The sequence below is a fragment of the Bradyrhizobium sp. 40 genome (genome assembly GCF_023100925.1).
Classification (GTDB): domain Bacteria; phylum Pseudomonadota; class Alphaproteobacteria; order Rhizobiales; family Xanthobacteraceae; genus Bradyrhizobium.
In genome coordinates, this window is record NZ_CP064688.1 from 2,614,811 (window position 1) to 2,629,342 (window position 14,532).

Annotated in this window: 12 protein-coding genes; 9 read left to right on the forward strand and 3 right to left on the reverse strand. The window is 65.2% G+C overall.

Features of this window, described 5'->3' with window-relative positions; genetic code table 11:
* Nucleotides 1-7 precede the first annotated feature (7 nt).
* Nucleotides 8-766 (forward strand): flagellar protein FlbB, encoded by a 759-nt coding sequence (locus IVB40_RS12425; RefSeq protein ID WP_247818947.1) that lies wholly within the window; start codon nucleotides 8-10, stop codon nucleotides 764-766.
* Nucleotides 767-829: 63 nt separating this feature from the next.
* On the forward strand, nucleotides 830-4,639 hold the full coding sequence (locus IVB40_RS12430; protein ID WP_247818948.1) for a tetratricopeptide repeat protein: 3,810 nt from the start codon (nucleotides 830-832) through the stop codon (nucleotides 4,637-4,639).
* A gap of 92 nt (nucleotides 4,640-4,731) precedes the next feature.
* On the opposite strand, the gene IVB40_RS12435 is transcribed toward IVB40_RS12430, so the two are convergent.
* From IVB40_RS12435 to IVB40_RS12445, 3 genes are all read right to left on the reverse strand, one after another.
* Nucleotides 4,732-5,937: a multidrug effflux MFS transporter gene (locus IVB40_RS12435; protein ID WP_247459509.1), complete on the reverse strand. Its 1,206-nt coding sequence runs from the start codon at nucleotides 5,935-5,937 to the stop codon at nucleotides 4,732-4,734.
* 198 nt (nucleotides 5,938-6,135) lie between these two features.
* On the reverse strand, nucleotides 6,136-6,897 hold the full coding sequence (fliP, locus tag IVB40_RS12440) for a flagellar type III secretion system pore protein FliP (RefSeq protein ID WP_007612290.1): 762 nt from the start codon (nucleotides 6,895-6,897) through the stop codon (nucleotides 6,136-6,138).
* Nucleotides 6,894-7,865 (reverse strand): flagellar biosynthetic protein FliO, encoded by a 972-nt coding sequence (locus IVB40_RS12445; protein WP_247818950.1) that lies wholly within the window; start codon nucleotides 7,863-7,865, stop codon nucleotides 6,894-6,896. The genes fliP and IVB40_RS12445 overlap by 4 nt, the downstream gene beginning before the upstream one ends.
* A gap of 350 nt (nucleotides 7,866-8,215) precedes the next feature.
* Here IVB40_RS12445 and flgB point away from each other — a divergent pair, with 350 nt between their 5' ends.
* From flgB to IVB40_RS12480, 7 genes are all read left to right on the forward strand, one after another.
* Nucleotides 8,216-8,620 carry a flagellar basal body rod protein FlgB gene (gene flgB / locus IVB40_RS12450; protein WP_247818951.1) on the forward strand — a complete coding sequence of 135 codons (405 nt, stop codon included), beginning with the start codon at nucleotides 8,216-8,218 and terminating at the stop codon, nucleotides 8,618-8,620.
* 18 nt (nucleotides 8,621-8,638) lie between these two features.
* Entirely contained in the window at nucleotides 8,639-9,064 is a 426-nt protein-coding gene (flgC, locus tag IVB40_RS12455; protein WP_027567607.1) for a flagellar basal body rod protein FlgC, read from the forward strand.
* A gap of 16 nt (nucleotides 9,065-9,080) precedes the next feature.
* Nucleotides 9,081-9,389 carry a flagellar hook-basal body complex protein FliE gene (gene fliE, locus IVB40_RS12460; protein ID WP_007612285.1) on the forward strand — a complete coding sequence of 103 codons (309 nt, stop codon included), beginning with the start codon at nucleotides 9,081-9,083 and terminating at the stop codon, nucleotides 9,387-9,389.
* Between the two features lie 173 nt (nucleotides 9,390-9,562).
* Nucleotides 9,563-9,826, forward strand: coding sequence for a flagellar biosynthesis protein FliQ (fliQ, locus tag IVB40_RS12465; RefSeq protein WP_007612284.1), 264 nt, complete (start codon nucleotides 9,563-9,565; stop codon nucleotides 9,824-9,826).
* 17 nt (nucleotides 9,827-9,843) lie between these two features.
* The gene (gene fliR, locus IVB40_RS12470) at nucleotides 9,844-10,614 is read left to right on the forward strand and encodes a flagellar biosynthetic protein FliR (RefSeq protein ID WP_007602155.1); all 771 of its coding nucleotides are present in this window, start codon (nucleotides 9,844-9,846) and stop codon (nucleotides 10,612-10,614) included.
* Between the two features lie 11 nt (nucleotides 10,615-10,625).
* Nucleotides 10,626-11,705 (forward strand): flagellar biosynthesis protein FlhB, encoded by a 1,080-nt coding sequence (gene flhB / locus IVB40_RS12475; protein WP_018456412.1) that lies wholly within the window; start codon nucleotides 10,626-10,628, stop codon nucleotides 11,703-11,705.
* A 154-nt stretch (nucleotides 11,706-11,859) separates the two neighbouring features.
* Nucleotides 11,860-14,442, forward strand: coding sequence for a PAS domain-containing protein (locus IVB40_RS12480; protein WP_247287332.1), 2,583 nt, complete (start codon nucleotides 11,860-11,862; stop codon nucleotides 14,440-14,442).
* The last annotated feature ends 90 nt before the right edge of the window (nucleotides 14,443-14,532 follow it).

Here is a 14,532-nt window from a genome sequence, read left to right on the forward strand (position 1 = left end):
TCAGGGTATGAAGTCTTTTCGCAACATCCGCGTCATTCCGATCGTGCTGGTTGCCGTCGCTGGCCTCGCCACGCTGAAGGTCACGGGTCTTGTGATCAATGGCGGCTATGTCTTCGACTACAAGCCGAGCCCGACCAAGAAGTCCTGGGCGCAGGAGAATCTGAACTTCCCGGCCAGCCGCGAAGATCCCGATATCACCGGCTCGACCCATGGCGCGCCGAAGGAGGCGCCGAAGCCGGCCGCACCCGACACCAAGTCCGAAGGCGCGGCGGTCAAGGAGGAAGCCCAGCCGCAGATCTCCGCCTCGGAGCGCGCGATCCTGGAACGCCTGCAGTCGCGCCGCCAGGAGATCGAGTCCCGCCAGCGCGAGATCGACATCCGCGAGAGCCTGTTGAAATCCGCCGAGAAGCGCATCGAAAACAAGGTCGAGGAGATGAAGGCGGTTGAAACCCGTATCTCCGCGACGCAGGCCGAGCAGAAGGCCGCCGAGGCCCAGCGCATGAAGGGCCTCGTGACCATGTATGAGGGCATGAAACCCAAGGACGCCGCGCGGGTCTTTGACCGGCTCGAGATGGGCGTGCTGATCGAGATCGCCTCGCAGATCGCGCCGCGAAAAATGTCGGACATCATGGGATTGATGTCCCCGGAGGCCGCCGAGCGGCTGACGGTCGAGATGGCCCGCCGGGCCAATGGCGGCGGCGATCAGTCCGCTTCGGCCGGCGAGCTGCCCAAGATCGACGGCAAGCCGACGCAAAAGCCGAATTGAGGGCTCATACTTAAGAAGTCCTTAATTGCCAAAATCTACAGTCTGGGGCAGGGGCCGGCAGCAATGCCGGCGTGGACCGTCGAACCGGAAGAAATGCCGCCAATGGCGCGAGAGGCTGCCGCTGGATTTGTGTCGCGAGCCCGCGCCCTGGCGCGGAGGCTGTCGCGTCATGTCCGCGCGGCGCCGCTGCTGGCAGCGAGCCTGCTGATCGGCTTCACGACGCCTGTCCGGGCGGCCGATGCGATCCGGGGCGAGGCGACTTTCTCGGCCGGCGGCGGCTTTGCCCGTCTCGTGATCAAGCTCGGAGAGGACGTCCCCTCCGAGGTGACGACGGCCGGCTCCATTCTCGTCATCCGCTTCGACCGGGCGGTCGACGTGCCCGTCGACCGCGTCCCGGAAGGCGCGCCCGACTACGTCAACTCCGCCCGCCGCGATCCCGACGGCGGCGCCATCCGGCTGTCGCTGGCGCGGCGCGTCACCGTCAACACCATGAATGCCGGCGAGCGAACCTTCATCGACCTCTTGCCGGAGGGTTGGAAGGGGCCGCCGCCGAGCCTGCCGATGGACGTCGTCAAGGAACTCGCCGAGCGCGCGCGCGTCGCCGAACGCGCGTTACGCGCCCAGCGCGCCGCGGCGGAGAGCAAGAAGCGTCCGCAGATCCGCGTGCGCGCCTCGGTCCAGCCGACCTTCGTCCGCTTCGTGTTCGAGATGCCCGACGGCGTCGGTGTCTCCTCCGTGCTCAACGAGCAGAAGCTCACGCTCGCCTTCAACGCCAACCTCAATTTCGATCTGGCGGACGCGGTCGTCGCAGCGCCGCCGAACGTCGCGTCGATCAAGCAGAAGGCCGACATCGACCAGACCAGTGTCGAGATCGCGCTGATCGGCGATTCCGACGTGCATTCGTTCCGCGACGAGAAGAACTACGTCGTCGACATCTCCTTCCAGCCGGACAAGGGCAAGACGGCCAATTCGGCCGAGGCTGCGATCGCACAGGCCAAGCCCGCCGCCCATGGACCGGCGCCTGCGCCTGAAAAGCCGGCGGCCGAGAAGCCGAAGGACGCGCATCGCGAGATCGCGCCGCCGACGTCCGAGACGATCGCGCGCGAAGCCAGGATCGACGTCAAGCCCGAGGTGAAGCCGGAAGCACCCTCCGCCATGCCGCCCGCTGAAGCGCCGAAATCGCTGCCAGCTCCTGCGGTCGAAGCTGCGCACGCTGCGCAAGCGCCCAAGGAAGCGGTCAAGGAAGCGGTCAAGGAAGTTTCAAAGACGGTCGCGCCAGTTGCAGAAACTGCGGTCGCGCCCGCCAAGCCGGTCATGGCCGAAGCGCCTCAAGAGGTCGTGAAGGAAGCTGCCAAGGAACCCGTCAAGGAGCCGGCCACGGAGGCCCTCAAGGCTGCTCCAGCAGAGGCGCCCGCAGCTCCGCAGCCGAGTGGTGCCAGCGTCGATGTCCGCCGCGACAGCGACGGCCTGCGCGTGACCTTTCCGCTTCAGGTCGCAACGCCTGCGGCGGCGTTCCGCCGTGGCGATACCGTCTGGCTGGTGTTCGATACGGCGAAGCCGATCGACGTCGAGGCGATCCGCACCAAGGGCGGTGCGATGATCGGGGAAGTCGGCCGCGTCCCGCTCGAGAAGGGACAGGCGGTGCGCATCCGTCTCACCCGGCCGCTGGTCTATTCGCTGACGAGCGAGGAGGTCGGCAAGCAGACCAACTGGCTCTTGACCCTCGCCGACAAAATCCAGGCGACGCCGCTGCCGCTGATGATCTCGCGCAACATCACCGACCCGGCGCTTGCCAACATCGCGATCCCCTTCGCCAATCCGGGGCTCCTGCACAAGCTCACCGATCCCGATGCCGGCGATACGCTCTATGTCATCACCGCGCAGCGGCCGGTGCGCGGCTTCATCAAGCGGCAGGATCTCGTTGATCTCGCGCTGCTGGAATCCGCGCATGGCATCGCGATCCGGCCAAATTCCGACGAGGTCGGCGTCGAGGTCGGGGCCGACAAGGTCATCCTCGGCAAGAAGGGCGGGCTGACGCTGTCGCCGGTCGACATCTCGGCCGAGCGCGCGCCGACCGCGGTGCGGCCGGTCTTCAGCCCCGAAGGCTGGCGCAAGGGCCAGTCGGAAAATTTCATAGCGCGTCAGAACGAGCTGATCACGGCGATCTCCAACGTCGAACCGGCGATGCGTTCGCTGCCGCGTCTCGACCTCGCGCAATTCTACATGTCGCGCGCGATGTATCACGAGGCCAAGGCCGTCACCGAACTGATGCTGGCCGATTCTCTCAACAAGGAGGAAAGCGGCGCGCTGATCATGCATGCGATCGCGAGCATCCTGATCGGCCGGCCGACGCAGGGCCTTAAGGACCTCGCCAACCCCGTGATCGGCAACAGCCACGATTCCCAGCTCTGGAAGGCTCTCGCCTATGCGCGCCAGGGCAAATGGGCGGACGCGCGCGAGAAGTTCAAGAACGTCGAATTCGCCATTGCCTCGCTGCCGCTCGACATCCAGCGCATCGTGACGATGGAGGCGATGCGCGCTTCGCTCGAGGTGAAGGACTATGCCGGCGCCTCCAAGCGCCGCAGCGAGCTCGAGGTGGTCGGCGTCTCGCCCGAGGCCGCGCCCGGCTTTGCAGTGCTGCGCGGCCGGCTCGCCGAGGCGCTCGGCCACGACAAGGACGCGCTCGACGACTACAAGTTCGCGGTCGGCTCGTCGGACCGGCCGGCTGCCGCCGAGGCCAAGCAGCTCGAGGTCGCGCTGCGGCAGAAGCGCGACGAGATCGGCAAGGAAGACGCGCTGCGCGAGCTCGAAACGCTCTCGATGACCTGGCGCGGCGACTCGATCGAGGTCAAGACGCTCCAGATGCTGTCGCAGATGTTTGCCGAGAACGGGCGCTACCGGGACGCGCTCACCGCGGCGCGTACTGCGACAAAGCTGCAGCCGAACGCGGAAGCCTCGCGCCAGGCGCAGGACCTCGCCTCCGACCTATTCACGCAGATCTTCCTGGGGCCCAAGGGCGACGAGCTGCCGCCGATCGAAGCGCTGGGGATGTTCTACGAGTTCCGCGAGCTGACGCCGATCGGCCGCCGCGGCGACGAACTGATCCGACGCCTCTCCGACCGTCTCGCCTCGATCGACCTGCTTGATCAGGCCGCCGAGCTCCTGCAATACCAGGTGGACCACCGCCTCGAAGGCGCGGCGCGTGCACAAGTCGCCGCACGCCTGTCCATGATCTATCTCGCCAACCGCAGACCCGACATGGCGATCACGGCGTTGCGCGCGAGCCGTATCAGCGACCTCTCAGGCGAGCTCAGGCAGCAACGCCTGCTGCTGGAGGCGCGTGCCCAGAGCGACGTCGGCCGCCACGATCTCGCGCTCGACATCGTCTCCAACGTTACAGGGCGCGAAGTGCTGCGCCTACGCTCCGACATCTTCTGGGCGGCGCGGCGCTGGCGTGAATCCGCCGAGCAGATCGAGCTTTATTACGGCGAGCGCTTCCGCGACTTCAAGCCGCTCAACGCGGTGGAGAAAAGCGACATCATCCGCGCCGCCGTCGGTTATGCGCTCGCCGACGACTCGATTGGCATGTCGCGCTTCCGCGAGAAATATGCGCCGCTGATGAGCGAGAGCGCCGATCGGCTCGCGTTCGACATCGCGAGCAAACCGACCGGCGCCTCCAGCGCGGAGTTTGCCGATATCGCCAAGCTGGCTGCCAGCGTCGACACGCTCGACGGCTTCCTGCGCGAGATGAAGCAGCGCTTCCCCGACGCCACCGCGCGCGCGCCGGCCTCTCCCCAGGCCAAGGACGAATCCGACCATACCGGCTCGCTGCCCACGATCCCGGTGGTGCGGCAGATCAAGATGACGCGGTAGGATCGCTGCTCCTTCCGGGCCTCGCGACAGGTCTCGTGAGCAAGCTCTCGAAGTGACGGGCAGCGCCGAATCCTATCGCCCGGGGCGCGGGCTTAATTGAGCTTTACCCGGACCTGATAAATTGCCGAGGCCAAGGTCGAGGCAAGCACTAGCACGAGACCAAGCCCGATCATGGGATTCCTTGCGATCACCGCCGCAAGCGATACCCCCAGCGCCGCGGCCAACATCTGCCAGAAACCCAAAAGGGCCGAGGCAGCACCGGCGCGATCGCCGAATGGCGAAAGAGCTTGCGCACTGCAGAGCGGATTGACCATGCCCATGCCTAGCAGGAATACGCATGCGCCGACAAGAAATGGCAAAAAGCGCCCGTCGAGAAGCGCGAATAGCAACACCATACCGCCACCGACACAGGCCAGCGCGAGGCCGATGCAAATCGATCGGTCGAGACCAAGGTGCGGAACGATTTTTGTAGCGATAATGCCAGCGCTAAAGACGACCATGACAGTGCCTGCGAAGAACAGACCGAGTTGCATGGGTGTGAAGTCGAGGCCTTCTATCAAGACTCGCGGCAACGCCGAAAACATTGCAAACAGCGCACCTAAGATGAGGCTAACGGTTGCGGCAGGAACCAAGAAACGGCGGTCAGTCGATAGCGACCAGTAATTCTTGGCGATTGTCGAGAAATCGAACTCGGCGCGTGGCGCGTGGTGCGTTTCTCCGAAAGCCGCAAGAAATGCTGAAGCGGCGACGACGGCGAAGATTCCGACGAACACAAATGCTGAACGCCAGCCAAAAAAATGATCCAGCGCGCCACCGACCAGGGGCGAGAATCCGGGCGCCGCTGCCATCGCAACCATAACAAAGGTGAGCACGCGCGCTAGCTTTTCGCCCTGAAAAAGATCTCTTGCGATAGCTCGCGAAAGGACAGACGTGGCACATGCGCCACCGGCCTGCACAACGCGACCAATCAATAGCGCCGCCAAATCATTGGCTAACGCGCACCATATGCTACCTGCGAAAAATACAGCAAACCCGATCATCACGGGTATGCGCCGGCCGAAACGATCCGACAACGGACCGACAACAAGTTGTCCGACCGCGAACATGGCGAGGAATATGGTGATAGCTGAGGTTACCTGAGCGCTGGAGACGCCTACCGCGACGGCGATGCTCGGTAGCGAAGGCAGCAGAATGTTGGTGGCCAACGTGCCACTCGCAGACAACGCAGCAAGAACGGCGACCTGAAGACCAAGCGGCACGGCTCGAGCGAGCGGACGGTCTTCGACGTTGCTGGTCATAAGCCGCTTCGGATCAATGGATGATAATCATCATATCAACCACCCATTGAATGCGCAACCTGAGCATAGTCCGGTATGTCACGAACCGCCGAACGCGCTCACGGTGGCAGGCTTCCCCCTTTGCGCTGGTAAGCTGAAGTGTACGCCTACAAGCCTTGGGTCAGAGAGGATGGGGGCGGTGACCGCTCCCCGGGCCCGCTACCCCCCGTAACTCTGCACCAGGCTCCCTGCCACCAGCGACCAGCCGTCGACGAGCACGAAGAAGATCAGCTTGAACGGCAGCGAGATGGTTGCCGGCGGCAGCATCATCATGCCCATCGACATCAGCACGGAGGCGACGACGAGATCGATGATCAGGAACGGAAGGAACAGCAGAAAACCGATCTCGAAGGCGCGCTTCAGCTCCGAGATCATGAAGGCGGGGACGAGGATGCGTAAGCCGAGCTCGTCGGGAGTGGCGGGCGGCGGCTCGCCGGAGAGATCCAGGAACAGCTTGAGGTCCTTCTCGCGCACGTTCTTCTGCATGAAGCCGCGCAGAGGGACGGAGGCGCGCTGAAGCGCGTCCTCAACGCCGAGCTGATTGGCGACCAGCGGACGGATGCCTTCGTCGTAGGATTTTTGCAGGACGGGTCCCATCACGAAGAAGGTGAGAAACATCGCCAGCGCGATGATCACCGAGTTCGGCGGGGCGGTCGCGGTGCCCATCGCGGTGCGCAGCAGCGACAGCACGACCACGATGCGCGTGAACGAGGTCATCATGATCAGGATCGACGGGGCGATCGACAGCACGGTGAGCAGCGCGATCAGCTGGATCGCGCGTTCGGTGACGCCGCCACCGCCAGCGCCTCCGCCGCCGAGATTGATGCTGATGTCCTGCGCATGCGCCGGCATCGCGAGCGAAGCCGCGCCGATCAGGACAGAAAGAAAAAAAACTCTACGCGGGAGGGCCGGCAGCCTCACGAAGACGGCTTCGGACGGCCGAGCAACGAGGCCATCTCGTCTTCGAGATTTTCAAAGCTGGTCTTTTCCGGGGCCGGCTTTGCGGGAGGGGCCGGCGGTGCCGGCGGCTCGCTGCGGGCCACACGCGGGGGAGCGGTCGGGGGCTCCGGCGCGACCGGAGGGGCAAGCGTCTCGCCGGCGGGGCGGCGCAGCGCAGCTTCGAGCCGCTGCGCCATCTCGGCGAGATTCTGCTCGGCGCTCGATGGCGCCGCGGGAGCGGGCGCCGGCGGCGGAACGGGCGGAGCCTGCGGCACAGGCGGAGGTGGCGCGGCGACGCGCTCGGCGCGCACCGGAGGCGCCTTCACCGGCTCGCTCTGGCGCGGCGGACGCGGCATCAGAGGGGGTTCGTTGCGCGCAACGCGCGGCGGAACAGGTTCGGGACGCAGCTCGCGCTCAGGGCGCGGCGCGATCGGCTCGGAGGTGAAGCCGCCCAATGGCGGCTCGTTGCGGCGTTCGGCCATCGCGGGAGCCGGCCGGCGCACTTCGTCGGCGAAGGAGGGGCGCGTGGGTCGCGGTGGCGGCTCGGGCATGTGCGGCTCGGGATGATCGAGCAGTTCGGGCCGCGGTGCTTCGTCGGCCCAGCTGCTGCTATCATGCATCGGCGCAAGACGCGGCGGCTCGGCCGCGTTGGGGCGCTGCGGGAGCTGGTCGCGGCCGGGCGCCGCGCGCACGATGTTGGGTTCGACGACGATGTCGGTGGGGCCGCCGATCATCAGAAGATGCTCGACATTGTCACGCCGGACCAGCACCAGGCGGCGGCGGCCGTCGACCGCGGCGGCATCGATCACGGCGAGCCGGGGCATCCGGCCGCGCTGGGTGTTGGCGCCGAGCCGGCTGGTGGCGAATCGGCGAACCAGCCATGCAGCGACGCCGATCAACGCCAGAACGACGATGAACGCGACGATGAAGGTGATAGGGCTGCCTTGCATACTTGTCCCCGACAAATGGCGCTTGTCTCGGGCCCGTGGTCAGATGCGCCAACCACCGGCTTACGTTGCCCCAAACTGCGATTTCTTAACGTCCCACGGCAAGTTTTGCCGTCCCCAACTCTTAATAACCCATGAATCGCTCGATCCAAAACGACTTCTTGGCCTGTGCACGCGCCGCCAAGCGGTTGGGTTAATGCCGCTTTGGAGGCGTAGAATCACGGGGCATGCGCATTGGTGTCCCGGCGGGGGACAACTGCCTGCGACCTCCTTAACCAGCTGTTAACCATACAGGCGGCAAATTCTGCCTAGCTTCGGACCACGGGTCCTGCGAGGCGGAAGGAGCCGCAACGATGTCCATCAACGATCTTCCGGTGCTATCGGCGCTTCGCACCAAGATGCAATGGCACCAGGAGCGCCAGCGCGTCCTGTCCGAGAACGTCTCCAATTCCGACACGCCCAAATTCCGGCCGCGCGACCTGGTCGAGCCGAAGCTGGATAAGAGCGGCGCCGTCACGGGTTCGATGGGCCCCTTGGCGCTTACCCGCACCAGCGGTTCCCACATGGCGCCGTCAGGCGCGGCCTCCGGATTCGACCAGAACAAGAGTGCCGGTTTTGAGACCCGCCCCGCGGGCAACGCCGTCAATCTCGAAGAGGAGATGATGAAGGCCGCCAGCAACCAGATGGATTATGCGGCGGCAACCTCGCTCTATTCGAAGAGCCTGCACCTGCTCAAGACCGCGATCGGCAAAGGCTAGAGCTAGAGGAAGCGCATCATGGCGAATGACAGCAGCGACTTTGCCCGCTCGATGGCGATCGCGACCTCCGGTCTGCGGGCGCAGGCCGGGCGCATGCGGGTGATCTCGGAGAACATCGCAAATGCGGATTCGACCTCGCAGAGCGCCGGCGGCGATCCTTACCGGCGCAAGGTGCCGACCTTCTCCTCCGCGCTCGACCGCACACTCGACGCGCAGGTCGTCACCCTCGGCAGGATCAAGCCCGACCAGTCCAATTTCCGCACCAAATACGAGCCGAACAATCCGGCGGCGGATGCGACCGGCAACGTCAAATATCCCAACGTGAACTCGGTGGTCGAGATGACCGACATGCGCGACGCGCAGCGGTCGTACGAAGCCAATCTCAACATCATCAGTGCGACGCGCCGGATGATCCAGCGCACCCTCGACATCCTCAAGAGCTGAACAGGACATTTGAACCATGGCAACACCGACAATTGCCGCCAACGCCTATGCAAACCTTGCCCGCGTGCTGGAGAACAGCGGTGCGGGCAAGGGCAGCGAGCCGAGCGGGCAGTCCTTCGCCTCTCTTCTGAAAGACACCGTCGGCAGCGTCCTGGAGTCCGGCCGCAAATCCGATGCGCAGACGGTGGCGATGGCCGCCGGCAAGGCCAACGTGATGGACGTAGTGACGGCGGTCGCAGACACCGACGTCGCCGTGTCCACGCTGGTCTCGGTCCGCGACCGCGTGATCGCGGCCTATGAAGACATCATGAAGATGCCGATCTGATTTTTGGCGCTCGCGCCCGCCCCAATCGTCATTGCGAGTGCAGCGAAGCAATCCAGAGTCTTTCCGAAGCGGCAGTCTGGATTGCTTCGCTGCGCTCGCAATGACCGGGGATAGGCCTTCGCATCGCTCACAAGAGCGGTGGGAGGCGAGGAATAAGACAAAGGAACTGCGAAATGACCGGACCGGAAACCCTCGACGTCGCGCGTGATGCGATCTGGACCATCGTGATCGTGTCGTCGCCCCTGATGGTGGTCGGCCTCGTGGTCGGCGTCGTCGTGTCGCTGTTCCAGGCGCTGACGCAGATCCAGGAGCAGACGCTGATCTACGTGCCGAAGATCCTGGCCATCTTTGCCACAATGCTGTTGGCCTTGCCGTTCATGGCCGACGCGCTGCATTCCCACATGCTGCGGATATCGTCGCGAATCATCGGCGGCTGAGGCACTATGCGCCCGTCATGCGCATCGACGTCTCGCTGCTGCCGGCGCTTGCCGCCTCCTTCATGCTCGCCTTTGCCCGGGTCGGCGCGATGGTGATGCTGTTGCCGGGCCTCGGCGAGACCAATATCCCGACACGGATCAAACTGTCGATCGCGCTGCTGCTCACGCTGATTATCCTGCCGCTGCATCGCAACGCCTATCAGGTCGACATGGGCTCGATCGCGCCGCTGCTGGTCCTGATGCTGCATGAGATCGTCATCGGCATCGTGCTGGGGGCGACCGCGCGGGTGACGTTGTCGGCGCTGCAGGTTGCCGGCGCCGTGATCGCACAGCAGATGGGGCTCGGCTTCGTCACGTCGGTCGATCCGACGCAGGGACAGCAGGGCGTGCTCGTCGGCAACTTCCTGACGATACTGGGGGTCACGCTGCTGTTCGCCACGGACAGCCATCATCTGGTGATCGCGGCGCTAAACGACAGCTACACGATCTTCGCGCCGGGCGAGACGGTGTCGAGCGGCGATGTCGCCGCGCTGGCGACGCGCGCCTTTGCCGCCGCGTTCCGCCTGGGCTTGCAACTCTCCGGCCCGTTCCTGGTGTTCGGCCTCGTCTTCAACATCGGGCTCGGCGTACTGGCGCGGCTGATGCCGCAGATGCAGGTCTATTTCGTCGGCGTGCCGCTCTCGATCTTCGCCGGCTTCCTGGTGCTCGCCGTCGTGCTCACGGCGATGATGGGCACCTATCTCGACTATTTCATCGGTGTCATGCACCAGATGATGCCACTCAAGTGATCGGGTGATCGATGGCGGAAGACAACGATCCAGAGAGTCAAACAGAAGACCCGACGCAAAAACGTCTCGAAGAGGCGCTCGAACGCGGTGACGTCGCCAAGAGCCAGGAGATCAACACCTGGTTCATGATCGCGGGCGCCACGCTCGTGGTCTCGAGCTTCTCGGGATCGGTCGGCAGCGGGCTGTTGGCGCCGATGCGCAACCTGCTCGCCAATTCCTGGATGATCAAGACCGACGGCAGGGCCCTGCTCGCCCTGATGCAGCAGATCGAAGTCGCGGTGCTCGCGGCGGTGGGCGTGCCGCTGCTGATGCTGGTACTCGCGGCCATTGCCGGCAACGTGCTGCAGCACCGACTGGTCTGGTCGGCCGAATCCCTCAAGCCCAAGTTCAGCAAGCTGTCGCCTGCCGAAGGCCTCAAGCGCATCTTCGGCAAGCAAGCGGCGGCGAACTTCCTCAAGGGTCTCGGCAAGCTGATCGTGCTCGGCGCGGTCATGACCGTGATCCTGTGGCCGGAGCGGCATCGCATGGAGGCGATGGTCAGGCTCGATCCGGCCGCCCTGCTCGGTGCCTCCACCAGCCTGACCATTCACCTGCTCGGCGCGGTGGTCGCGGCGCTCGCTATCATCGCCATCGGCGACTATTTCTTCCAGTATCGCAGCTGGTTCCAGCGGCAGAAGATGTCGCTCCAGGAGATCAAGGAAGAGTACAAGCAGTCCGAAGGCGACCCACACATCAAGGGCAAGCTGAGGCAGCTGCGTCAGCAGCGCTCCAAGAAGCGCATGATGGCGGCGGTTCCCAAGGCCTCCGTGATCATCACCAACCCGACCCACTATTCGATCGCGCTGTCCTACGAGCGCGGCATGTCGGCGCCGATCTGCGTCGCCAAGGGCGTCGACAACCTCGCTTTCAAGATCCGGGAGATCGCGCGCGAGCACGACATCCCGATCGTCGAGAACGTGCCGCTCGCCCGCGCGCTCTACGCCACCGTCGAGATCGACGAGGAAATCCCGACCGAGCACTACCATGCGGTCGCCGAAGTCATCGGCTACGTCATGCGTCTGAAGAGCGGATTCGGTGCCAGCCGGCAATAAAACCCCTGAAAAGTACTGGAAATGGCCGTAATCTGGGAATCAGCGTACCTTTCGCCCCTGCTGCCCTTGCGCCTGCGGGTCCGATTCAGGCAGGGAGGACCCTGCGCGCCCCGTAGCGCGTTGATTCTCTGCCGACAGGCTGTGCCAGCTTGAGATGACTGCCGAGACCGACCACGACCTCACACGCGAGCCCGTTGCGGCGCACGAGCCGTCGCCGCGCTCGGGCAGCATTGCCCTGGTGCTGCTGGTGGCCGCCGGGCTCGTCGCCGTTGCCGTCGGGCTGATGACGCTCGGGCGCGCGCAGGCGCAGCCCTATATTCTCGGTATCCTCGCCGTGCTGGCGATGGTCGGCCTGTTCAACCTGTTCGCCTTCGCCGCCGGCATCATCCGCTTCGTCGATCGCAATCTCGATGATCCCGTGATGGGGCGCATCGCCGACCACGCCTTCGACGGCCTCGCCGTGACCGATCCGCGCGGCCATGTGGTCTATTCCAATGCGGCCTATCTGACGCTGACCGGCGCTGCCGGCCCACAGGACGTGCGTCCCGTGGAGCGCGTCTTCATCGGCAACCCCGACGTCTCCGAAGCGGTGTTCCGCCTGTTGAAAGCCGCGCGCGAAGGCAAGCGGCAGCAGGAAGAGGTGCGCATCTCCGGCCATGACGGCAGCCAGGGCCGCTGGCTGCGCATGCGGGTGCGGCCCCTCGGCACCGGCAAGCGCGAGACGAGATACGCGGTGTGGTCGATCGCCGACATCACCCGCGACCGCGAGCGCCAGGAGGACGTGTTCCAGGAACTCCAGCACGCGATCGAATATCTCGATCACGCGCCTTGCGGTTTCTTCTCGGTCAATCCGGCCGGCGAGCTCGCTTACGTCAACGCGACGCTGGCGAACTGGCTCGACTACGACCTTGCCGAGATCGGCTCGGGCGGGCTGAAGCTCACCGACATCGTCTCCGGCGACGGCGCTTCGCTGCTTACCGCGATCGTGGCGGTCCCGGGCGAGGTCAAGACGGAAGTCTTCGACATCGACCTGCGCATGCGTACCGGCAAGACCATGCCGGTGCGGCTCTATCACAAGCTCGCCTTCGGCGCTGACGGTGCGCCAGGCCCGTCGCGCACGCTGGTGATCAGCCGCGCCCGTGACGAGCGCAGCGATCCGGACCGCGCCGCCGAAGTGCGCTTCATGCGCTTCTTCGACCATACGCCGATGGCGATCGCCACCGTCGACCGCGGCGGCAACGTCGTGCGCGCCAATGCGCGCTACGCCAAGCTCGGGCAGGCGTTGGGGCTCGACAGCGCCAGCAAGTCGATCTTCCGCGCGGTCAATTCGCGCGACCGTCATTTGCTGATCGCGGCCATCAACCAGGCCGCCGAGAATCAGGCCGACATCGCGCCGGTCGAGGTCGCGCTGGAAGGCTCCAAGGAGCGCTGGGGCCAGTTCTTCGTCACGCCGGTCGACGGGGGTGAGAACGACGCGGAAGCCGCCATCGTGCACATGCTCGAGACCACCGAGCGGCGCGCGCTGGAGAACCAGATCAACCAGTCGCAGAAGATGGAGACTGTCGGCCAGCTCGCCGGCGGCATCGCCCACGACTTCAACAACGTGCTCTCCGCCATCATGATGGCGAACGACTTCCTGCTGAACGCGCACAAGCCGACTGATCCGTCGTTCCAGGACATCATGCAGATCAAGCAGAACGCGACGCGGGCCGCCACGCTGGTGCGGCAGTTGCTGGCGTTCTCGCGGCGGCAGACGCTGCGGCCGCAGGTGCTCGACCTCGGCGATGCGCTCTCCGACCTCGCCATGCTGCTGCGCCGCCTGATCGGCGAGAAGGTCAAGCACGAGACCATCCACGGCCGCGATCTCTGGCCGGTCAAGGTCGACGTCTCCCAGTTCGAGCAGGTCATCGTCAATCTCGCGGTCAACGCGCGCGACGCCATGCCCGACGGCGGCAAGCTGATCATCCGCACCGCCAACGTCACCGCCGAGGAGGCGGCCAGGTTGGCCTACAAGGGCATGCCGGCCGCGGACTACGTGCGGATCGAGGTCGCCGACACCGGTACCGGCATCCCCGCCGATATCCGCGACAAAATCTTCGAGCCGTTCTTCTCGACCAAGGAAGTCGGCAAGGGCACCGGCCTCGGGCTCTCGACCGTCTACGGCATCGTCAAGCAGACCGGTGGCTTCATTTACGTGGACTCGGAGCCGGGGCAGGGCACCTCATTCCAGATCTTCCTGCCGCGCCATCATGCCGAGCCGGAGGTGCAGGTCGAGCAGCCGGCGCCGGCCGTTGGCGCCAGCAATGGTGCCGCCAAGGAAGCCGGGTCCACGGCGGACGCCAAGCCCCGCACCGATCTCACCGGACAAGGCACCATCCTCCTGGTCGAGGACGAAGAGGGCCTGCGCGCGCTCAACGCACGCGGTCTGCGCTCGCGCGGCTACACCGTCGTCGAGGCCGAGAACGGCGTCGAGGCGCTGGAGGTGCTGGAAGAGCAGAGCGGCGGAATCGATCTCGTCGTGTCCGACGTCGTGATGCCGGAGATGGACGGCCCGACGCTGCTCAAGGCGATGCGCGAGAAGAACCCCGACATCAAGTTCATCTTCGTCTCCGGCTACGCGGAAGACGCATTCGAGAAGAGCCTGCCCGAAGGCCAGCAGTTCGACTTCCTGCCCAAGCCGTTCACGCTGAGCCAGCTCGTGGCGGCCGTGAAGGAGACGATGGCGAAGGCGGGGTGAGGGCCTCAACGCAATGACGACGGAAAAGCTGAACTGCCGGCACCAAAGCCACCGGTAACCCGCGACCGCGGCCCCTTCGCACACGCAGCC